Source organism: Psychrobacillus sp. FSL H8-0483 (assembly GCF_038637725.1).
In the GTDB taxonomy this organism is placed as follows: Bacteria; Bacillota; Bacilli; order Bacillales_A; family Planococcaceae; genus Psychrobacillus.
The window spans coordinates 2,741,869-2,763,826 of sequence record NZ_CP152052.1; the positions used below are offsets into that span (position 1 = coordinate 2,741,869).

The 21,958-nt window shown below is 37.3% G+C and carries 28 protein-coding genes and 1 other annotated feature; of the genes, 1 reads left to right on the top strand and 27 read right to left on the bottom strand.

Annotated elements, in window-relative coordinates:
* Positions 1-132: 132 nt before the first annotated feature.
* The 8 genes from MHB48_RS13125 to MHB48_RS13160 form a co-directional block, all read right to left on the bottom strand.
* Entirely contained in the window at positions 133-771 is a 639-nt protein-coding gene (locus MHB48_RS13125; RefSeq protein WP_342598484.1) for a DUF421 domain-containing protein, read from the bottom strand.
* Between the two features lie 74 nt (positions 772-845).
* Positions 846-1,109 (bottom strand): preprotein translocase subunit YajC, encoded by a 264-nt coding sequence (gene yajC / locus MHB48_RS13130; RefSeq protein ID WP_342598485.1) that lies wholly within the window; start codon positions 1,107-1,109, stop codon positions 846-848.
* Positions 1,110-1,150: 41 nt separating this feature from the next.
* Positions 1,151-2,290, bottom strand: a complete 1,140-nt coding sequence (tgt, locus tag MHB48_RS13135; RefSeq protein ID WP_342598486.1) for a tRNA guanosine(34) transglycosylase Tgt — start codon at positions 2,288-2,290, stop codon at positions 1,151-1,153.
* Positions 2,291-3,331: a tRNA preQ1(34) S-adenosylmethionine ribosyltransferase-isomerase QueA gene (gene queA, locus MHB48_RS13140; protein ID WP_342598487.1), complete on the bottom strand. Its 1,041-nt coding sequence runs from the start codon at positions 3,329-3,331 to the stop codon at positions 2,291-2,293. It lies immediately after the preceding gene.
* 17 nt (positions 3,332-3,348) lie between these two features.
* Entirely contained in the window at positions 3,349-4,359 is a 1,011-nt protein-coding gene (ruvB, locus tag MHB48_RS13145) for a Holliday junction branch migration DNA helicase RuvB (RefSeq protein WP_342598488.1), read from the bottom strand.
* Positions 4,360-4,377: 18 nt separating this feature from the next.
* Positions 4,378-4,998: a Holliday junction branch migration protein RuvA gene (gene ruvA / locus MHB48_RS13150; protein ID WP_342598489.1), complete on the bottom strand. Its 621-nt coding sequence runs from the start codon at positions 4,996-4,998 to the stop codon at positions 4,378-4,380.
* Between the two features lie 90 nt (positions 4,999-5,088).
* Positions 5,089-5,904 carry a phosphotransferase gene (locus MHB48_RS13155; RefSeq protein WP_342598490.1) on the bottom strand — a complete coding sequence of 272 codons (816 nt, stop codon included), beginning with the start codon at positions 5,902-5,904 and terminating at the stop codon, positions 5,089-5,091.
* A gap of 36 nt (positions 5,905-5,940) precedes the next feature.
* Positions 5,941-6,900, bottom strand: coding sequence for a LysM domain-containing protein (locus MHB48_RS13160; protein WP_342598491.1), 960 nt, complete (start codon positions 6,898-6,900; stop codon positions 5,941-5,943).
* A gap of 140 nt (positions 6,901-7,040) precedes the next feature.
* Between MHB48_RS13160 and MHB48_RS13165 the strand changes: the two genes are divergently transcribed.
* Positions 7,041-7,571, top strand: a complete 531-nt coding sequence (locus tag MHB48_RS13165; RefSeq protein WP_342598492.1) for a transcription repressor NadR — start codon at positions 7,041-7,043, stop codon at positions 7,569-7,571.
* 148 nt (positions 7,572-7,719) lie between these two features.
* Here the strand turns inward: MHB48_RS13165 and pheA are convergent, their stop codons facing one another.
* The 19 genes from pheA to MHB48_RS13260 form a co-directional block, all read right to left on the bottom strand.
* On the bottom strand, positions 7,720-8,598 hold the full coding sequence (gene pheA, locus MHB48_RS13170) for a prephenate dehydratase (RefSeq protein WP_342598493.1): 879 nt from the start codon (positions 8,596-8,598) through the stop codon (positions 7,720-7,722).
* Between the two features lie 12 nt (positions 8,599-8,610).
* Entirely contained in the window at positions 8,611-9,066 is a 456-nt protein-coding gene (locus MHB48_RS13175) for an ACT domain-containing protein (RefSeq protein ID WP_342598494.1), read from the bottom strand.
* A gap of 18 nt (positions 9,067-9,084) precedes the next feature.
* Positions 9,085-10,374 carry a GTPase ObgE gene (gene obgE, locus MHB48_RS13180; RefSeq protein WP_342598495.1) on the bottom strand — a complete coding sequence of 430 codons (1,290 nt, stop codon included), beginning with the start codon at positions 10,372-10,374 and terminating at the stop codon, positions 9,085-9,087.
* 5 nt (positions 10,375-10,379) lie between these two features.
* A complete protein-coding gene (locus MHB48_RS13185; RefSeq protein WP_342598496.1) occupies positions 10,380-10,913 on the bottom strand; it encodes a Spo0B domain-containing protein in 534 nt (177 codons plus the stop codon).
* A 140-nt stretch (positions 10,914-11,053) separates the two neighbouring features.
* Positions 11,054-11,344, bottom strand: a complete 291-nt coding sequence (gene rpmA, locus MHB48_RS13190) for a 50S ribosomal protein L27 (protein WP_090564003.1) — start codon at positions 11,342-11,344, stop codon at positions 11,054-11,056.
* A gap of 12 nt (positions 11,345-11,356) precedes the next feature.
* Entirely contained in the window at positions 11,357-11,692 is a 336-nt protein-coding gene (locus tag MHB48_RS13195) for a ribosomal-processing cysteine protease Prp (RefSeq protein ID WP_340922084.1), read from the bottom strand.
* A 1-nt stretch (position 11,693) separates the two neighbouring features.
* Complete coding sequence (rplU, locus tag MHB48_RS13200; RefSeq protein ID WP_340922086.1) at positions 11,694-12,002, bottom strand: 50S ribosomal protein L21; 309 nt, start codon at positions 12,000-12,002, stop codon at positions 11,694-11,696.
* Between the two features lie 14 nt (positions 12,003-12,016).
* Positions 12,017-12,096 (bottom strand) — a sequence feature (ribosomal protein L21 leader region).
* A 51-nt stretch (positions 12,097-12,147) separates the two neighbouring features.
* Positions 12,148-12,744 carry a hypothetical protein gene (locus tag MHB48_RS13205; RefSeq protein WP_342598497.1) on the bottom strand — a complete coding sequence of 199 codons (597 nt, stop codon included), beginning with the start codon at positions 12,742-12,744 and terminating at the stop codon, positions 12,148-12,150.
* A complete protein-coding gene (locus tag MHB48_RS13210) occupies positions 12,737-13,282 on the bottom strand; it encodes a hypothetical protein (protein WP_342598498.1) in 546 nt (181 codons plus the stop codon). Before MHB48_RS13210 ends, MHB48_RS13205 begins: the two co-directional genes overlap by 8 nt.
* A 104-nt stretch (positions 13,283-13,386) precedes the next feature.
* Positions 13,387-14,187, bottom strand: a complete 801-nt coding sequence (gene minD / locus MHB48_RS13215; RefSeq protein ID WP_340922092.1) for a septum site-determining protein MinD — start codon at positions 14,185-14,187, stop codon at positions 13,387-13,389.
* Between the two features lies 1 nt (position 14,188).
* Complete coding sequence (gene minC / locus MHB48_RS13220) at positions 14,189-14,860, bottom strand: septum site-determining protein MinC (protein WP_340922095.1); 672 nt, start codon at positions 14,858-14,860, stop codon at positions 14,189-14,191.
* A gap of 36 nt (positions 14,861-14,896) precedes the next feature.
* Positions 14,897-15,424 (bottom strand): rod shape-determining protein MreD, encoded by a 528-nt coding sequence (gene mreD / locus MHB48_RS13225; protein WP_342598499.1) that lies wholly within the window; start codon positions 15,422-15,424, stop codon positions 14,897-14,899.
* Positions 15,421-16,323, bottom strand: coding sequence for a rod shape-determining protein MreC (gene mreC, locus MHB48_RS13230; RefSeq protein WP_342598500.1), 903 nt, complete (start codon positions 16,321-16,323; stop codon positions 15,421-15,423). The genes mreD and mreC overlap by 4 nt, the downstream gene beginning before the upstream one ends.
* 13 nt (positions 16,324-16,336) lie before the next feature.
* Positions 16,337-17,356 carry a rod shape-determining protein gene (locus MHB48_RS13235; RefSeq protein ID WP_342598501.1) on the bottom strand — a complete coding sequence of 340 codons (1,020 nt, stop codon included), beginning with the start codon at positions 17,354-17,356 and terminating at the stop codon, positions 16,337-16,339.
* Positions 17,357-17,451: 95 nt separating this feature from the next.
* Positions 17,452-18,150, bottom strand: coding sequence for a DNA repair protein RadC (radC, locus tag MHB48_RS13240; RefSeq protein ID WP_342598502.1), 699 nt, complete (start codon positions 18,148-18,150; stop codon positions 17,452-17,454).
* On the bottom strand, positions 18,147-18,749 hold the full coding sequence (locus tag MHB48_RS13245) for a Maf family protein (protein ID WP_342598503.1): 603 nt from the start codon (positions 18,747-18,749) through the stop codon (positions 18,147-18,149). The genes radC and MHB48_RS13245 overlap by 4 nt, the downstream gene beginning before the upstream one ends.
* A gap of 94 nt (positions 18,750-18,843) precedes the next feature.
* Positions 18,844-19,488: a hypothetical protein gene (locus MHB48_RS13250; protein WP_342598504.1), complete on the bottom strand. Its 645-nt coding sequence runs from the start codon at positions 19,486-19,488 to the stop codon at positions 18,844-18,846.
* A gap of 86 nt (positions 19,489-19,574) precedes the next feature.
* The gene (locus MHB48_RS13255) at positions 19,575-20,330 is read right to left on the bottom strand and encodes a prepilin peptidase (RefSeq protein WP_342598505.1); all 756 of its coding nucleotides are present in this window, start codon (positions 20,328-20,330) and stop codon (positions 19,575-19,577) included.
* A gap of 10 nt (positions 20,331-20,340) precedes the next feature.
* Positions 20,341-21,900: a diguanylate cyclase gene (locus MHB48_RS13260; protein ID WP_342598506.1), complete on the bottom strand. Its 1,560-nt coding sequence runs from the start codon at positions 21,898-21,900 to the stop codon at positions 20,341-20,343.
* Positions 21,901-21,958: the final 58 nt, after the last annotated feature.

Below are 21,958 nucleotides of genomic sequence, written 5' to 3' on the forward strand. Positions count from 1 at the left end.
CTGCAACGGAATCACTTAAATGTTATGTTATATTTAAACAAAAAGCGAGTTCTTGAACGATTTGCCGTTCAAGAACTCGCTAAGAAATGATGATTAGACTTTTTCAGTGCCCTCATTTAACATAGCCTAAGTTTAAAAAGAAGTTTTTAGTTGAATATATAAAGCATCCTGTTCATAGCTACAATAAAATATTTTCTTCACATCGGTAATAGACTTTTTTTCTAACTCCTCTAATAGCCATTTTTCATTTTTGCCAATTCGTTCTAAATGATCTTGTTGTATATCCCCATCAATAATAATTGGAAAGACGTATTGCTCTTCCTCTTTTTTGAAGACAGATAAATTACCTGAGGGTTCTAAAAAAGCGTAAGATACCGACTGTATGGAACCAATTTGCTGCTCCCGTAGTTGCTGAAGCAAATCATCTAAATTGTATCGTTGCTTTCTCATTTCTTTCTCAACAATTATTCCATCCCTCATAATTATCGAGGGCTTACCTTCCATCACGTCGCGAAATTTTTTACTTTTTAAAGAAAAATAGGATACGCCAATTTGTATGATAAATAAAATAACCATTGGAACTATTGCATGAATAAAATTGCTATTCGGATCATCTAAAGCAAAAGCAGCTACTTCTGCTATTAATAAAAAGACGACTAAGTCAAAAATACTCAACTCACCGACTTCTCTTTTTCCCATTAATCGTAGTATGCCTAAAATGAACCAATATAAGACTATCGTTCGCAAAATAATGACGAGTATGTCGTGCACATTAACCACCTCAGCATTATTTTGCCCAATGAAAAAGAACTTACTCATTTATTTTAGAGTAAGTTCTTTTTTTCTTAAGACTCTGAAACAACTCGTCCAACTGCTACGCGCTCGAATTGTAAACGAGTTCCGTCCGCAACCGTGATAAAAATTGTTTGATCATCCACTGCATCTATCTTTCCGTGTAAACCACCTACCGTAATAATCTGGTCCCCACGTTTTAGACTATTTTGCATTGAAGCTGTGTTTTTTTGACGTTTTTGTGCTGGTCGGATGATAAAAAACCACATCACAGCAAACATCGCGATAATCGGCAATAAACCAACTAATGTATCCATATATATATTTCCCCTCCTTCTCTCTTTACAGTATACAAGAATCAGAAATTTTTTGCATTTGGTTTATTATAACCGTATTCTTCAAAAAATTCTTCTTTGAAATCAAGTAAACGATCTTCACGGATAGCTTGACGCACATCTTTCATTAAATTCATTAAGAAATGAAGATTATGATAAGAAGCTAAACGTAGACCAAACGTTTCATCTGCTTTAAATAAGTGACGAATATATGCTCTTGAATAATTTTTACAAGTATAGCAATCACATTTTTCATCAATTGGTCCAAAGTCTCTAGCAAATGCCGCTCCTTTAATAACTAAACGACCTTTCGAAGTCATGAATGTGCCATTACGGGCGATACGTGTCGGTAACACGCAATCAAACATGTCGACTCCGCGAATTGCACCATCAATAAGTGAGTCCGGTGATCCAACTCCCATCAAATAGCGAGGTTTATTGTCAGGCATTAAAGGTGTTGTAAAATCTAGTACACGGTTCATCACATCTTTTGGTTCCCCTACAGAAAGGCCACCTATTGCATAGCCTGGAAAGTCAAGAGAAAGTAAATCTTTTGCAGATTGTTTACGTAATTCCTCGTATTCCCCACCTTGAATAATTCCAAATAGCCCTTGCTTATCTGTATTTGTATGCGCCGTTAAACAACGCTCTGCCCAGCGAGATGTACGCTCTACAGAAGCTTTCATATATTCAAATGTAGCTGGATATGGAGGACATTCATCAAATGCCATCATAATATCAGAACCTAAGTCATTTTGAATTTGCATGGACTTTTCAGGACTTAAAAATAATTTATCTCCATTTAAATGATTACGGAAATGAACGCCTTCTTCTTCAATTTTACGCATATCACTCAAACTAAATACTTGGAAACCACCAGAATCCGTTAAAATAGCACGGTCCCAGTTCATAAATTTATGCAGGCCACCAGCTTCACGAATAATATCATTACCTGGGCGAAGCCATAAGTGGTACGTATTACTTAAAATAATCCCAGCATCCATCTCTTTAATCTCTTCTGGAGCCATTGTTTTCACGGTAGCTTGTGTTCCTACTGGCATGAAAGTTGGTGTTTCAAAAGAGCCATGTGGTGTATGCACTATTCCAAGACGAGCTCCTGTTTGTTTGTCTTTCTTTATTAATTCATATGTGATTGCTGTCATTTAATAATTCCTTCCTTTTATAAACATTGCATCCCCAAAACTAAAGAATCGGTAACGCATCTCAATTGCTTCTTTATAAGCAGACAATATAAAATCTCTTTCTGTCAGAGCACTTACAAGCATAACTAGTGTCGATTTTGGCAAATGGAAATTTGTAATCATTCCATCGATACATTTAAATTCATATCCTGGGTAAATGAAAATCGATGTCCATCCACTATCTTCTTTTATAACACCGTCAAATTTTGTAGCTACGGTTTCTAGTGTTCGTGTAGAAGTTGTACCAACTGCAACAATTTTACCACCAGAAGCTTTCACTTCATTTATCGTATCGGCCGTTTCTTTAGAAACTCGATAAAACTCTGCATGCATTTCGTGATCGTCAATCGAATCGACACTTACTGGTCGGAATGTTCCAAGTCCTACATGAAGTGTCACAAATGCTATTTTAACACCTTTTGCTCGAATGTCATCAAGTAAAGTATCGGTAAAATGCAATCCAGCAGTTGGAGCCGCCGCTGAACCTTGTTCTTTTGCATATACTGTTTGATAACGTTCTTTATTTTCCAACTTTTCATGAATATAAGGTGGTAGAGGCATCTCTCCAAGCTTATCCAGTACTTCAAAAAACACTCCTGTATATTCAAAGCGGAATACTCGTCCACCATGTTCTTTTAATTCGGTACAAACCGCACTTAATAAACCATCGCCAAACGAAACTTTTGTTCCAATCTTTACACGTTTAGCTGGTTTTACAAGTGTTTCCCAATGGTCACCTTCAATTTGTGTTAAAAGTAAAACTTCTATACTTGCACCTGTTTCTGCTTTTACACCCATTAAGCGAGCAGGCAGTACTTTAGTATCGTTTAATACTAAGCAATCACCTTCGTTTAATTCATGCAGTATGGCTGAGAACTTTTCATGTGTATAGATGCCCTTCGGATAATCAGCAATTAACAGCTTGCTGCTTGTCCGATCAAGTAATGGCGTTTGTGCTATTAATTCTTCTGGTAAATCAAAATCAAAATCTTCTACTCTCATTTTGCTTACATCCTTTATTAGTTGTTTCTTTCAATCGGTAACGGTATTCCTAAATGCTCATATGCGAGCGATGTAACAATTCTTCCACGTGGGGAACGTTGAATAAAACCGATTTGCATCAAGTATGGCTCGTATACATCTTCAATAGTTGTAGACTCTTCACCAATACTCGCCGCAATTGTGTCCAGTCCGACGGGTCCCCCTCTAAAACGTTCAATCATTGCATTGATTAGCTTGTGATCAATATGATCTAAACCGCGAGGATCTACTTGCAGTAGTTCTAGAGCTTCCCTCGCCATGTCGATTGATATATGCCCATTTCCTCGGACTTGCGCGTAATCTCGAACTCTTTTCAATAAACGATTGGCAATACGCGGTGTCCCTCTGGCACGCCTAGCAATTTCTCCAGCGGATTCATAATCAATGGACGCATTAAAAAGATCCGCACTCCGTACAACAATGGACGTAAGTGCTGCTTCATCGTAATAATCAAGTCGAAGTAAAACACCAAAACGATCTCGTAATGGCGCAGATAATGCACCTGCTCTTGTCGTTGCGCCTACCAATGTAAAAGGTGGCAAATCAAGTCGGACACTCCTTGCAGCTGGACCCTTCCCAACAACTATGTCTAAGCAAAAGTCTTCCATTGCAGGATATAGTACTTCTTCTATAGAGCGATTTAAGCGATGTATTTCATCAATAAACAATACATCTCCAGGCTCTAGTGAACTAACAATAGCTGCTAAATCTCCAGGGCGCTCGATTGCTGGCCCACTAGTCATGCGTATCTGGACGTCCATTTCATTCGCAATTACAGAAGCAAGTGTCGTTTTACCAAGTCCAGGAGGTCCATACAAAAGACAATGATCTAAACTTTCATTTCTCATTTTTGCTGCTTCAATGAAAATCTCTAGGTTATGCTTAATCTTCTCTTGCCCAATATATTGTGCTAATAACTGCGGACGGAGTGATTGCTCAAATGGCTCATCAAAATTAGAAATTTCGCTCGAAATCACACGTTCTGTCATGCCAAGACCCTCCTTTCCTTATTTCCCGGAAAATAATAATTGTAAAGCTTTTTTCATAAACTCATCCGTTGTTTGAAGCTCTTTATTTGTCTTCAATTGTGGACGGACTTTTGAAAGTTCACGTTCCGAATAGCCAAGTGCTGTCAGAGCAAGCATTGCTTCTTCTAATTCATGCTCTGTTTCACTATCTACAAATAAATTTGGTTCGTCGTCTTCGAATTCCATCAGTTCTATATCGATTAAATCATGTAATTTTCCTTTTAAATCTAAAATCATTTGACGAGCGGTTTTTTTCCCGACTCCTGGAAATTTCACTAAAAATGATTCATCTTCTCGTTCGATTGCTTGAATCACATGAGTCGGTTCGCCACTAGCTAAAATCGCTAAGGCCCCTTTTGGACCTATACCAGATACGAGAATAAGCTTTCGAAATAACTCTCTTTGCGCTAATGTCAAAAAGCCCATTAATTGCTGCGCATCTTCTCTTACATGAAAATGCGTAAACACTTGAATGACTTCTTCACTCTTTCTAAAGGCAAATGGATTTGGTGTAAAAAGCTGATATCCTATTCCTTGTTGTTCTAGTACTACGTACTCAGGTGTCACCCGTGTCACCTGGCCTTTTATGTAATCATACATGCCCTAAATCCCTCACAATCCATACACTTATTATACCATATCAAACAAAGAAGGCCGCCCCAAATGAGCGACCAACTCCACATTTAACTCTTATAGCTGACTTAAATTATAGCACAAATTAGCCCAATTGGTTAAAGCTTTGTTCGTATATGGAACTAACTGATCTATAAATTTTTGTTTTCTTTCTACCGGTAAACCAAATGCATATAACCATTCTCTATATAATTCATTTGGAAACATCAAAGCTTCTTTATGCTTGCTTACAATTTCCTCTAATACGGGAAATTCACTAAGTAAAAAATGAATATCGTATTCAATTTCAGGAAGTACCCGATGAATCCATAAAATATATTCCATTTCTTTAGGAGCAAGAACTGCAAGATCAAAATCAATAATCTTATACGAAGAGCCATTCGATAAAAAATTATGGTGGACGACATCACCATGCAAAATAGTACGTTCTTTCATACTAAATGGTCCAATGTTTCGAAGTGCAATCTCACCATATAACAAAAGATGCTTTGTTTTGTAATTACCGATATAGGATTCGATGAAATATGCAATTTCTGTTATTTTCAATAATCGATTTTGCCACTTTGAAACTAGATTGAATGGATAAAGAACTTTACTATCTTCCCACGAAGTCATCCGGTTTGTTTTATGCAATCGATTCAATAATGAATAGACCTCTTTCCGATCTTTTTCATTACCATAATTAACTGAGTGCGTTCCTTTAAACCAAGGCTGAATAATAAAATCGGGCTGAGAAGAAGTGATAACAGGTAATACAAATGGTTTTTCCATATATTGCAATTCATTATGAATAAAACGAATTTTTTCCGCCTGCACCACGGAAGGATATTTCTTTACGGAAAATACTCCATTTTCATTTTTCCACTTCCACACGTTCTTTTTAATTTGCTTAATGTAATCGTCCACTTATTAAAAAGCTTGATATGGTTGTGGATATGGAGGGCATGATTCTACTGGGAAGTAGCATAATTGTGAACATGGACATCCTCCGTATGGGTGCATTTGCGGATGCATATGTGGGTGCATATGTGGGTGCATCCATGGGTGTATCTGTGGGTGCATACATGGGTGCATTTGCGGCATGCATGAACACAAATATGCAAATTGCTGCATAGGTGGATTTTCATACATAGGTTGCATTTCAGGAGATGGTTCTTCCATCATCGGAGACATTTCCTGCGCAATTGGCGCTGTCATTGGTGTTGGCCTTGGTGTTGGTAAAGGCATTTCGGGTGATTCACACTCTTCACTAATTGCTTCAATACAAGTGGACTCCACTAATCTCCACCCTTGAGGAGATGGTGTCATATCTATGTCTGGTACTGGCATCATATGAAATGGAAGCGAATAAGGCTGAATTGGTTTTGGTTTATGCGTAGGGCAAACTGGCTGAACCGGTTGCATCTGTGGCATCTGTGGCATCTGTGGCATTTGCGGCATTTGCGGCATTTGCGGCATTTGCGGCATTTGCGGCATTTGCGGCATCTGTGGCATCTGTGGCATCTGTGGCATTGCTGGCATTGCTGGCATTGCTGGCATCGGTGGCGGTTGCGGGATCGGTTGTGGCTGCGGCTGCGGTTGAACTATTTGCTTTGGTTGGACTGGTTTAACTATTTGTTTTGGTTGTATCGGTTGAACCTTTACCCCCTCCTTCTTCGTCATTTCTTTTTTAACAGGCCGATTCTCGCTATACGGATGAGTCATCGATTCCGTCTTATTTGTAACCGGGATAAAAATCTTCATACCTGGCACAATATATTCCGGATTTGCGAGATGTGCGTTTAACTTTTTTAATTCTTCAAAAGAAACACCATAGCTTCTTGAAATTTTCCAAAGGGTGTCACCTTTTTTGACAATATGAATCTGCACAGTCTTCCTCCTTCCTTCCTTCTCCTTAAATTATGTGTAACACCTAAAATTGGTCACAGATTTTAAAACAAACACACTTCCCTTCATGATAAACTTATGAATAGGAACTATACCGTTATGCAAGTTTGGAGGGATTAAAGTTGAAAAAGTTAAAAGGGGCAGAACGTAGAAGTTGGATCTTTTCTTATTTAAAAGAACAAGATCAGCCAGTAACAGGGACAGAGCTTGCTAAGCAAGCAAATGTCAGCCGACAGGTAATTGTAAATGATATTACTTTATTAAAGGCTACGAATATCCCTATTGTGTCTACAAGTCAAGGGTATATTTTATTACCAGACAAAGAGAATAGTGCTTATTTTCAAAAACGTGTTGCATGTAATCATCAATCAAAAGATTCGGAAGATGAGCTACTCACATTAGTAGACGCCGGGGTTACGGTAGAAAATGTCACGGTAGAGCATCCTGTATACGGAGAAATCACCTCTGCCATCATGGTTTCTAACCGTCATGATGTAGAAATGTTTTTAAAGAAAGTTAGAGAAACAGAAGCATCTTTTTTGTTGGAACTTACTTCCGGTATTCATCTCCACCTTCTATCTGCACCAACAGAAGAAATTTTAAACCGCGGAATAGGAGCTATTCAAAGAAAAGGATATGTAATTAAAGAATAGGTGTCTATTTATCCAATAAATGGTTTAACGAGACCATTTTAGATTAAAGAGAGACCAAATTCCTTTAAAGTGCATTCATTCCCAACTAACTGAGACCAATTCCCGTAAATGCGAGACTAAATTAAATGAAACGCAAAACAGAAGCACCTCAATCTGCAGGCGCTTCTGTTTCCGTTTCGTATGTATTGTAAGATCCAAGAGACTTCACTTCACAGCCTAAAGCTTTTAATTCTTCCACTGCACCTACCATCATAGGAGTTCTTTCATCTTCTAGTACATCAATGATGAAAAAGTATTGCCCTAGTCCAGTTTTTAAAGGTCGGGATTCAATTTTGCTTAAATTCAGCTGTCTCCATGCAAAAACAGAAAGTACTTGATGCAATGCCCCAGAACGATCGTCTTTTGGCAATGTGATCATCACAGTCGTCTTTATTTGATCTGTATGGCCAGGTTGTTGGATACTCTTATTCTTTTGGGAGAGTACAAAGAAACGAGTGTGATTAAAATGAAAATCATGAATATTATGCTCAACGATTTTTAATCCATACTCAGTAGCAGCGGATGTATTTCCAATTGCAGCAATACATGCTTGTTCATTTTCAGAAACAAATTTTGCTGCAGCTGCTGTTGAAGTTGATTGTTCAAGTGGGACTTTTCTAAAGCGATTATACAAAAACTTATGGCACTGAGCGAGAGCATGGGGATGAGAATAGACAGTCGTTATGTCTTCCCATCTTTTTTCATTGGCTGGATGTACCATTAAATGCTGTTCTATTGGTGCTAGTATTTCAGCAATGACATACACATCTGCTTCATGAAATAAATAATCAATCGTTAATGGAACTGTACCTTCTAACGCATTTTCGATTGGTACGACAGCAATATCCACTTTACCACTAGCGACTGCTTCAATGGCTTCTGGTATCGTTCGTATTGGAACTAATTGATTATGTTGGAATAAACACTTCGTTGCTAAATGGGTAAAAGAAGCTTCCGGTCCGAGGTAAGCCACTTGTTGAGTTGACAATTAAAATCCTCCTTATAAAGCACCAGAACTAATAACTTCCGCTGATTCGACAAAGTCTAGTCGCTTCATTTCATTTATGAATTCCTCTAATTCCCTTGTCATTGCTGTGACATCTAGCGATAACGTCACACTTGCTCTGCCTTGAATTGGTATCGTTTGGTGAATAGTTAATACATTACATGCTGAGTCTGCTATGAGTTGGAGTAATCTTGCGAGCGTTCCTTCTCTATCTTCTAACTGTAAAAATACTGTTAATATTCTTTCTTGCACAATCGAATGGAACGGAAAAACCGCATCACGATATTTATAAAAAGCACTTCGGGATAAGTCAACTTCTTTTACTGCGTCCCAAATAGAAGATACTTTCCCAGATTGAAGAAGATGCTTTGCATCCAAAGTTTTTTGCATTGCTTCAGTAAGCACATCTTCTCGTACTAAAAAAAAGCGCTGGTTTGTAACATCTTTCATGCGGTTCCCTTCTTTCTCCTATTCGATAAACTCAAATTCAAATTTCAATAGTCTTACGATGTCTCCATCTTTTGCTCCACGTTGACGTAATGCTTCATCTATTCCCATACCACGTAATTGTCTTGAGAATCTGCGGATAGAATCTTCTCTACTGAAATCAGTCATTTTAAATAATCTTTCAACTGTCCCACCAGATAATACGAACGCTCCATCATCATCTCTAGTAATCGTGAAGTCATCTTTTTGGCCTTCATGCTTATACATAACAGACGTTTCTGTTTCTTCTTCCATCAATTGTTCTAACGGGAATTCTGGCGCTACTTCTAATAAGTCAGCTACAGAAAATAGTAATTCTTGCAGTCCTTGACGGGAAATTGCTGAGATTGGGAAGACCTTCATATCAGGGCCAACCTTTTCTTTAAATGCAATTAAGTTTTCTTCTGCATCTGGCATATCCATTTTATTTGCAACAATAATCTGAGGTCTTTCCGTTAAACGAAGATTATATTGTTTTAGCTCTTCATTGATTGTTAAATAGTCCTCGTAAGGATCACGGCCTTCCATCCCAGACATATCGATTACATGTACAATAACGCGTGTACGTTCAATATGACGTAGGAATTGATGACCTAGGCCTACACCTTCATGTGCGCCTTCGATTAATCCTGGTAAATCAGCCATTGCAAAACTACGGTGATCTTCTGTTTCAACCATTCCTAAATTAGGAACAATTGTTGTAAAATGATACGGAGCAATTTTTGGTTTTGCTGCAGACACAACCGATAATAAAGTCGATTTACCCACACTTGGGAATCCTACTAAACCTACGTCCGCTAGAACTTTAAGTTCTAATGTAACACTTAACTCGTATCCTGGTTCGCCCTTCTCTGAAAGCTCTGGAGCAGGGTTTGCTGCCGTTGCAAAACGAGAGTTTCCACGACCTCCACGGCCACCTCTTGCGATTACTGCTTTTTGACCTTGCTCTACTAAATCCGCAATAACTTGTCCAGTTTCTTCATTCATCACAACAGTACCCGGAGGAACTTTTACGAATAAATCATCTGCATTTGCACCATGCATATTCTTACTTCCCCCGTGTTCTCCACGAGTTGCTTTAAAATTGCGTTTATAACGGAAATCCATTAGCGTGCGTAAACCTTCATCTACTACGAAAATAACATCTCCACCGTTTCCGCCATCACCACCAGCGGGACCTCCCATAGGAACATATTTTTCACGACGGAATCCAACCATACCATCTCCGCCGTCTCCACCTTTTACATACACCTTCACGTGATCGACAAACATTTATTTCACTCCAATCTTTCACTTGCAATTAGTTTACATTTTATTTGGTTTTCTGTATTTACCAGTCTTTCTATTCGAAATAATTCATTCGATATTTCATCCATCCACGAATAGGGAGACCAATCTCCAGTGATTTCAATAAAAATCTCCAATAATTCATCTGAATTGATATGAACTTTAAGTAATTGCTCTTGATATCCTCTAAGGTTCGGGTAAACGGATTGAACAAACCGATCTAAATAATCCCGAAGTGCAACATCGTATTTTTCTGCTCCACGTTTTAGAAGAGATGTTTGAACATCTAAAGTCATGTGATTATACTTCATAGTAAACGTCTGCAACCATTCATTCGTTTTTAATAATCCAGCGTTATTTATATCGAAGAACTGATTACATTTCTGTGAATACATATGAATTAAATTCTTTGCTTCCTCTTGTCTACCCATATCTAGATTCATTTGAATTAGATGCATTTGATTTAAAAAATCATGCATGGAATGGCGAAGTATTTCATTTATTGTTATTGGTTTATGACTCATATTAGTATACACACTCCAACGTTTACTATCCTTGTCTAGTATAACAGGTATAGATACATTTTGCTCCAGAGTATAGGATAACTTTTATGTTTTTTGAAAATAAAAAAGGACCGCATAAATGCAGTCCTTTGATTTTTTGTTTAAGCTTCTTGAGCTACAGGATATACACTTACTTTTTTCTTGTCGCGGCCGAAACGCTCAAAGCGCACTACACCGTCAACTTTCGCAAAAAGTGTGTCATCTCCACCACGTCCAACGTTTTCACCCGGGTGAATTTTAGTACCGCGTTGACGGTATAAAATTGATCCGCCTGATACGAATTGTCCGTCAGCACGTTTAGCGCCAAGACGTTTCGATTGAGAGTCACGACCGTTACGAGTCGAACCTACTCCCTTTTTGGATGCGAAAAACTGAAGATTTAATTTTAACATATGTTCCACCTCCTACTGTTTGAAGGTTATTTTTATATATTTCCCATAATCTTGTTCAATCGTTTGTAAAGAAACAATCATCGCCTCTAGAATTAACTGTATATTAGCAGCCTTTTCCGGATTTGTAATGCTTGGCACTTCAACGTATAAATACCCTCCGTTACCTTTTTGCTCGATTATAGGTGTGATTTCTGTAAGGGCAATAATGGCATTCACTGCACCAAACGATACAGCAGAAGCACCTGCACAAACTAAATCTTTCCCATGTTCTGCAAAATCAGCATGTCCTTTCATTTCAAATGAATGAATAAGACCTGATTGATCTTTCATCACAGTCACTTTAATCATATTATAAGCTAATAGATTCTACTACTAATTTAGTGTATGGTTGACGATGACCTTGTTTTTTACGGTAGTTCTTTTTAGCTTTGTATTTGAAAACGATGATTTTTTTAGCTTTGCCATTTTTTACAACTTTCGCTGTAACTGTAGCACCTTCCACGAATGGAGCACCAACTTTAACATCATTTCCACCTACGAATAGAACTTTATCAAAAGTTACAACTTCATCAGCGTTAGCATCTAATTTTTCAATGTAGATTTCTTGCCCTTGTTCAACTTTGATTTGTTTTCCACCAGTTTCAATAATTGCGTACATATACTTGCACCTCCTCTTAGACTAAGACTCGCCTTACAAAAGGTGATCCGATTACTCGTATACTTAAACCTTTTCAGAGCGGTTGTAACAACGGGTGCTGTTACAAACAATAACATTAAAATAATAGCACATATAAAAATCCGAGTCAAGCACTTCTAGTAATACGATCAAATGCAAGTTTGTACTTTCTAAATCTCCAATAAGAATAGTTTTGAAATGCGATAAATAAAAAAATAATCGAGATGGACAGACCTTTAGGAAAGTAAAATAAACTGACATAAAAAATAAGCACACTAATCCAAATCGAAAAGCTTATTAACTCCACGTAATGATTTGGGAAAAACACGTATAATGCTCGTCCACCATCCAGTGGAAAAATAGGAAGTAGATTTAACCCTAAAATAGCCGTCTGAGTGAAAAATAGTATATTTGCTTGTGGAAAGTCTACAATAACACTAAAAACCATTAATAATAATGTACAGAAAGGACCTATTAGAATAATAAAAAGCTGGTGACTTCCTTTCAATCTGGAAAACTGCTCTATTTTTATTTCTCCACCATATGGGAGAATAGTGCAAGAACGAACTCTTGCCCCAACTAGCTTTGCTCCTATTAAATGTCCTACCTCATGTATAAGCAAAGAGCCAAATACGATTGAATAGATGGCAATTTCTCCAGACAAATAAAAAAAGAGGAAAAACGGAATCATAATAGGATGTACCCGGTAAACTGGCTTATTCATTCGATGCGGTTAACCATTCTACTAGGTCGCTCGTTTCTAATAACTCCCCTTCTTTTTCTACTTGAATATAGAGAACTTTGCTCTCTACAGACGCAAAAATATCTCCTGCATTAATAGTTGTGTAAGGTAATTGGTAAAAATCTTCTACAAAACCAAAGGTAGCGGTTTCTCCAGTATCATACAAAATAGATAGCGTTTTACCCGTTTTTTTTGTATATCCTGTGAAAATAATTAATCCATCTTCCGAAGCATAAAGTTCTTGTGTTTCATCAATGGCTAAAATAGCTCCTTTTTCAAAAGGTTGAATCGATTTATATTCGATTAAAGGAGGATTGGTCACAGGTGCACTAACACTTACTAAATCATCGGATGGATTAATCCACTCCATGACTTTCCTATACACTTCAGATGGCTTTTGAGGTGCCAGAAGTGATGTAGCGTAATCAGTAGATAACACATCATTTTTTTCGAATTTGTCCAACATTACAAACAAAATTACCAATGCAAATGCAAGCATCCATTTTTTTTTCGAAAGCATAACATTCCCCCTAAAAAGAATGTATGACAACCCAATCAAATTCATGAATATAAAAAGAAGCTAACTCCAAATTATTAATGGAAGTTAGCTTCTCGATAGTTAGTTTATTTAGAGAAGATAGATTTAATTTTAGACATTACACCTTTTTTTTGCGTATCCATTGACATTAAAGGTACAGATTCACCTAGAATACGCCGTGCAATGTTGCGGTACCCAAGTGCTGCTCTATTACTTGGATCCATTACAACAGGTTCTCCTTTATTGGAAGAAGTAATAACATTCTCATCGTCTGGTATTATTCCCAATAAATCTATGGATAAATGTGTTGTAATTTCGTTTATATCAAGCGCTTCGCCTTTCACCATTAAATGTTGGCGAATGCGGTTAATAATTAGCTTAGGAGGATCAATTGATTGCTCTTGTTCTAGTAAGCCAATAATTCGATCAGCATCACGAACTGCAGAAATCTCAGGCGTTGTGACAACAATTGCTTTATCTGCTCCAGCAATTGCATTTTTATACCCTTGCTCAATCCCTGCTGGACAATCGATTAAAACATAATCATAATCACGCTTCAGCTCTGTCACAAGCTCTCTCATTTGGTCTGGAGTGACAGCGTTTTTATCTGTCGTTTGCGCTGCTGGTAATAAGTATAACTTATCTTCAAAACGCTTATCTTTTACAAGCGCTTGATGAATCTTACAACGACCTTCCACGACATCTACTAGGTCATATATAATTCTATTTTCAAGTCCAAGAACCACATCCAAGTTTCTTAAACCAATATCCGTGTCCATTAAACAAACTTTCTTTCCTTGCAAAGCCAATGCAGTTCCAAGGTTTGCAGTTGTAGTCGTTTTACCGACACCACCTTTCCCTGAAGTTATTACGATTGCTTCTCCCACATTAGCTTCCTCCTTTAAATGTTGATATATTTGGTCTTAACAATCGAAGGTCTTGTAAACGGTCAATTGCGATAGAACCATTTGTATGTAAATAAGCACATTCCATTTCTGGTTTCTCTGATAGAATACCTGACTCCTCTGTCATCATTTCAACGACATTATCAATGATTAGATGCGTTGCCTCTAACCAAGAGGCTGCTATTACCGCATCTCTATTCCCACTAGAACCGGCATGTGCAATACCTTTTAGCCTACCGAGTACAAACACATTACCACCAGCAACAACTCGTCCATTCGGATTAACATCTCCAATGATTACTAGGTCACCTACTGCCGTTATTACTTGTCCTGATCGAACAATTCCAACGTACGTTTCTGACTGGTTTTCTAGTAATCTTCTATTACATTCTTCCACAGTCATTACTTCACTTTGAATCTTTGTTACTCGAAGATGTTCCGTTTGTTGTACACAGTTAATAATTTCTTTTGCCTGTTCGTCATTGCAATATCGATATCCCAGTTGTAATAGCACTTCAGCTTGACCTTCAAAACCTTCATCAGATACCTTTTTCGCTAACTCTTCTAAAAGCTCTGTATATGAACACTGATCGTCTAAACGTAATACAAGGCCCTCTTTCGTTCCTTTAATCGATATTAACTGCTTTTTCGTCAATCAAGTCACCTCAGATCTACAGTTTAACCAAAACTATTATTTTTGAAGAAGTAATGCTTTTTGATTAAACCGATTTAGAAGAATATATTTAAATGCCCACCCAAACATTAATAGGAATACTAGATTAGCTATCATCGTGGGGATGAGATTATATTGATAAAAATTAGTAAACGACATCGTTTTAATACCAATGAATGTATAAAATAAGAATAATAATGATTCAACTACAGCTACTAGAATTAGCGTCAAAATAGTAGCGACTATTAAGTGCTGATGGACAAACTTAACAACATAGCTTGCAACTAAACACATTAATGGGTAAATAAAAGAATATAATCCAATAATATCAATGAAAAAGACATCATACAAGAGCCCAAAAAACAAAGCGTATAACATCGCTCGTTTGCGGTCGTAATAAATGGAGACAAATATTAAATACATGATTAAAAAGCGTGGTACTAAAACATAAAAATCTCCATTTAATTCAATTGGAGAAAATAGGCCAAAAATCGGTTCCATATAAAATAATAGAACCGACACAATAATTACTAGAAAACGAATCATGAGCCGTCCCCCGCACCTTCTGTTAGATCTTTCTCTGTATTATCTCCATCAGAACCATCAACAGAATTAATAGAACGTTTAGAAATAATCACATGATCTAATATAGAGAAGCTTGCTGCTGGTTTAATGTAGGCAAGTTGTGTTAAACCATAATCATCTGTTGTTACTTCTGTCACTTCTCCAATTAAAATCCCTTTTGGGAAAATACCACCTAAACCAGAAGTAGTCACTTTTTGACCTTTTTTCACTTCAAAGTCTGAATCGATTCTTTTCATGATAAGTTCTTTACGCTTCTCATCGAACCCTTCAATTAACCCAAAAACTTCTTCTTCAGCCGCAATAACTGCAGAAACACGATAATTTGGATTTTGAGTAGATAAAAGTTCCACAGTAGAAGTATATGGTGTAGTCAATATGACTTTCCCTATTAATCCTTTAGAAGTCATAACAGCCATATTTTTTTCCACTCCATGAATTTCGCCTTTATCAATAATGATTTTTTCTTCCCATTGATCGGGATTACGTGCAATCACGGTAGATTGAATTGGGTTAAACGCTCGGAGATTTTCTTCTTTATCTACAATGTTTCTTAACTCTTTATTTTCAAGCTGTAAATCGTTCACTTCAGCCTGTAAGGATGCATAATCTTCTAATCTAGCTTTCAATCGTTTGTTTTCATCATATGTATTAAGCAAAGACTCCACATTGTTAAAAATACCAGTAACATACTGGGTCGGCTTAGAAAACACTGTTTGTCCAAAACCGACCACATCTTTAATTAATTGTTCTGGTAATGATGCATGATTTCGATCGCGCAAAGAAAAGCTGATGAGTGCCACAAGAAAGATCATCCCTACAAGCAGCAAAATTAATCGCTTATTCGAAAAAAACTGTGGCATAACTCACTTCCCCTTAATGTTTGTTTTGTTGACGCTTTAATAGCCCCATATGATCTAGTGCTTTTCCTGTTCCAATAGCAACACAATCTAATGGACTCTCGGCAATAAATACAGGCATATTTGTTTGGTCACTAATAACTTTGTCTAAATTTTTCAATAATGCTCCACCACCAGTAAGCATAATACCACGTTCCATTACATCCGCAGATAATTCTGGAGGAGTTTGCTCCAATGTCTTCTTCACACCATCAATGATAGATGAAATCGATTCACGTAAAGCACTTGCAATTTCTTTGGAAGAGATATCAATAGTCTTCGGTAATCCAGTCACTAAATCTCGGCCACGAATGTCCATTTTATCTTCAATTCCTGTTACTCTCGCAGAGCCAATTTCCATTTTAATCGATTCAGCTGTACGTTCACCAATTGTTAAGTTATACGTTTTACGAACATAGCTAGTAATAGCTTGGTCCATTGCATCTCCGCCTACTCGAACGGACTCACTTGTTACAACTCCCCCAAGGGAAATGACTGCTACCTCTGTCGTACCTCCACCTATATCAACGACCATACTTCCAGTAGGTTCCCAAACAGGTAAATTTGCTCCGATTGCAGCAGCAAATGGCTCTTCAATTGTTATGGCATCACGAGCTCCCGCTTGTTTTGCAGCATCAATTACAGCACGTTGTTCTACGGAAGTAATTCCGAATGGTACACAAATCATCACATTTGGTTTGCTCCAAGACATACCAGACGCCTTCATCGCATTTCTTAAATAATATTCTATCATTGCAGATGTCGTATCAAAATCCGCAATAACACCATCTTTCATTGGACGTATAGCTACAATCGAACCTGGCGTTCGACCAATCATATTTTTTGCATCGTTACCAACAGCAACTATATCACCGTTTTGCACATTTTTTGCAACTACAGAAGGCTCTCTTAATACAATGCCCTTCCCTTTTATAAAAACAAGCGTATTCGCTGTCCCTAAATCGATTCCAACATCTCTTGATCCAAATCCAAACACTATTACTTACTCCCTTTCTATCTCTTACAAGTTTCACTTAATTGTTTTAAAGTCATAACTCTCATTATAACGGATAGAAAAGAAAATGCACAGTGTCACATATACCCTTTTTCTTTTAAACTAATAAATTGATGGTCCCCTATGATGACATGATCAATCAATTCGATTCCCATCAGCTGTCCAGCCTCAAGCAATCGTTTCGTTACATCAATATCTTCTGAAGAGGGCGTGGGATTGCCGGAGGGATGGTTATGCGCACATATAATAGAGGCAGCGGAGCGTTTCACAGCTTCCCGAAATATTTCTCTTGGATGTACGATTGAAGCATTAAGGGAGCCGATAAATACAGTTTGTTTATGGAGAATTTGGTTTTTGACATTTAGGAAGAGTACTACAAAATGCTCTTGTTTTAACGAGGTCATATCAGGCATTAGGTATATAGCGGCATCTTTCGGGGAGCGGATCGTAAATTTTTCGTCTGTTACTTGTTGAGACAATCTTCTACCTAGCTCAACTGCTGCAAGGAGCTGCACGGCCTTTGCTTCACCAATACCTCTCACAGACATAATTTCTTCCATGGTAGTATTTTTTAATTCTTGTATTTGTTCAATAAAGTTAAGCACACGGTTCGCAAGATGTAGAACAGACTCTTGCTTCGTACCTGTACGAAGCAAGATCGCTATTAGCTCTTGGTTGGATAAACTTTGCGCACCTTGTCTAATAAGTCTCTCTCGAGGTCGATCAGCCATATGTACATCTCGGATCATTAAGGCAGGTGGTAAGTTTACGGTCATTTACTCAGCTCCTTATCAAATTCTATTATGTGAAGATTTAATAGCGTTTGAAACAAGCGACTAATTGGAAGCCCAACGACATTATTGTAATCTCCTTGGATTTTTTCGACAAATAATCCTCCCAATGTTTGAATACCATATGCACCAGCTTTATCTAAAGAATCCCCTGTAGCTACATAAGCATCAATCTGCTCATCGGTTAAATCGTAAAACTTCACTTGTGTAGATTCTGTGAAACCTAAACTGCTTCCCAGCCCTTGAATGGAGACACCCGTTATAACATTATGCACTTTACCCGATAACTGCTGCAGATACTTTTTAGCTTCCTCATTATTTGCCGGCTTAGAGAGCAGTTCATTTCCTAAACGAACCGTTGTATCTGCTCCAATAACAACTGCATGAGGATTTTTCTCTGCAATAGCAGTTGCTTTCAGTTTGGCAATGGAAAGAGCAAATTCTTCCGGTGTATGTTCCCCTTCTACTTCTTCATTTACACTTGAAGGTTGTACTTCAAATGGAATTCCTAATTTGCCAAAGAGTTCCTTCCTTCTTGGAGATTCGCTTGCTAAAATAATTTGGTGATTAGTGATGATTTTCATGGTTAATTCCCCCTTTTCAATAGCATACAAAAGAAATGAAAAAATGGGAATTGTGTAGAAATCGCAACTATTTCATTTTGGGCCCTTTTTAAGCTCAGAAACTCAATTCTACACATTTATTCTGATCTAAATAGTGGGAAAAAACATGTAATCTCATAACCGATGAAACATCTGAAAACGTTGATACCGCTTGCACGATGTTTGTTAAATCATCCGGATATTCTTCTTTTTTTACGATAGAGTCAAAAAAATTTTTCGAGATATTTTCTTCTTGTAAAACCGTCATGATTTTTTTCACTTTTGGATCTTCACATCCGTTTGTAGAAATGTATAGATTTTTAATAAAAGTAGGGAGCGCTTCCTGTTGAGAACTAGGCACGTCGTTCACAAATAATTCACTCCATACAAAAAATTGATTTTCTACTTGTACAATACTCGCTTTCACTAGAGTCGGTTCCGTAGCCATAAAATCTATAGCACTTTCCTTTGTTGTAAACATGCCATATTGTTTTGCTTTAAAAGCTAGCAAAGCATCAGCTGCTACTTCTACTTTCTCTTCGTCTTCTTCCTCCTCCTTTACAGTATTAGGAGCAGTAATTTCTTCTTCATTTTCTACTTTTTTCTCATTCGCAAAATTTAATATAAAACCAAAAAGTAAAACTCCAATTACTCCAATAACAAGCCCTTGAACGGCTGCTAATATTATCTTTTTTCTAGGATTCCGCCTTCTAATCGGCATAATATCACCTCTTTTTTCACAACCTTATCACGAAAAACATAAAAAAAGACTAGACCTATGTCGGCTCGCCCTAAAAATTTATCGAGTTAAAAAAACAAATTCATATACCAATCGACAAGTGATCCCCCATAAAAATACGAAATCACTGCAGCAATGGCAATCGAAGGTCCAAATGGAATCGGTGTCTTACGCCCTTTTTTCGCAATTCGTAATGAAATGATTCCGAAAATAGTCCCGATAATGGACGCTAAAAACAACGTCAATAATGTAGACACTGTACCTAGTACAAGTCCAATGACGAAGAATAACTTAATATCCCCGCCACCCATTCCACCTTTCGACAATACCGCAATTAAAAACAATACACTAAAACCAATTACCGCTCCAAGTATACTATCCCACCAAGGGGTTAGAGGAGCTAAAATTCTAGCACCTACTAAAGGAATTAAAAAGAATAATAGAATCTTATCCGGAATGAGCATATACGCAATATCGGAAACCGTAATAATGACAAGCAAGGAAGTAAGTAAAATGGCTACAATAAACTCTTTGGAAAAACCTAGCTGAGCAAAAGCAAATGCAAATAATAAACCCGTCACTAGTTCCATCACTGGGTACACCCAATGAATCTTTGTCCCACAGCCTCTACATTTTCCTTTTAAAAACACATAGGAAAACACAGGAACTAAATCTCGCGCAGATAGATTTCGATCACAGACCGTACAATGGGAAGGAGGACGAAGAATAGACTCCCCCTTCGGCACACGCAAGCCCACTACGTTAAAAAAAGACCCAAATACTAGCCCATATATAAACACAACCAACATTAGTGCAATTTCCATGATAAACACCTTATTTCATACTTTTTAAACTTTCTTTATCTTTATACATATTCAAATCAGCCTGATGAAATAAATCCTCAAAAGTAAGCGCCTGATCCGGATAAAACGCAATACCAATACTCGGTTCAATTTCTACCATAATACCCTTAGATTCAAAACGGTTTGCCGCAAACAAGGAGCGTAAACGCACTAACCATTCATAAAATAACTCTCTTGACGCGAAGTCATGCAAAAACAAGACAAATTCATCCCCACCAAAGCGTGCAACTAAATCATTTTTCCGAACTGCCTTTTTCAAAATATCTGCCGTATGTTGAAGCACTTGATCACCCAAGCTGTGACCAAATTGGTCATTGACTTCTTTAAAGTGGTTCAGATCAAGTAAAATTAATACACCCATAGCATTTGTTTGATTGGTAATTTCTATTAATCGTCTACGTACTTTCGTCACAAAATAAGCACGATTATGTAGATTAGTTAATGCATCATGATACGCCATATGCATAATAATCTTTTCCTTCTCTACCTCGTCCGTTACATCTCGCCACATTAAGTAATAGATTTTTTCCTCACCAGTTGACACTATCGATGCATCAATTGCAAAGTGGGAGACTCCTGCCCTATGCAAAAGCTCAAAAGACATCTCATACCCATGAACAGTTCCATTTTCTTGAAGCTCAAATGCCAGTTTTCGGAGCTTCTTTTGATTGTTCTTGGTGTGAGCAAATTTCATCATGTTGACAGCAAATTGATCATGTAAGTTTAACATCTGCTCCGCGCGTTCATTTATCTCTAAAATATCCCAGTTTGCATTAACGATCATAATGGACACAGGACTCAAGTCGAACATCGTTTGATACCTTTTAGATACATTCGGTAATAAACGATAGCGCATCACCGAAATTGATAAAAGTATCGAGAACACAAACCCTTCATAAATATACGTATAGGGAGGAAGATCGGGTGCAAAATCTAGATACCCTAGTCCAATATTCAAAAATAAGATAACGAGGGTACTTGTCATTAAAAAACGAAGTAAGTTTCTTTGCTGTATTACTCTGGTCTTCCGATAACCAGTAACTAATATAAAAAACATCACTATTATAAAAACATTCGAAACCGTCATCGTGGCATAATATTGCATGTTGAAAACAGGAACATACCAAATTCCTTTTGCTTCATACTGTGTATTGGAAATTAGATTGTAATTAAATAATTGAGCAACGATCGCTACTAAGAAGGGAGCATAAAAAATAGACGGATAAAACGGTTTTCTCATCCGCTTCTGTGAAATGGCCAAAAATGTATATAAATGAAAAGTAATACCTACAACGAGTAACCCTAAATTTCCAAAGAACAGTTTCGTCAAAGTTGCACTATATTCCATTGGTAATAAGTGTCGAAAAAACTCTTCAAAAAAAAGGAGACTGTAGATGAACACGACAGAAGCAACCAGTCTATTTTCTAGTCTTTTCGGATGCTGCGAAATAACGACACAAGCCATCCCAAATAAATAGAGAGCCGGGAGGATATATGCACACAAATATATACTTAACTGACTAATAGACATTCGCTTTACCCCTATCTTCAAAGTTCCTTATCATAGTAGATATCCACAAAAATAGAGC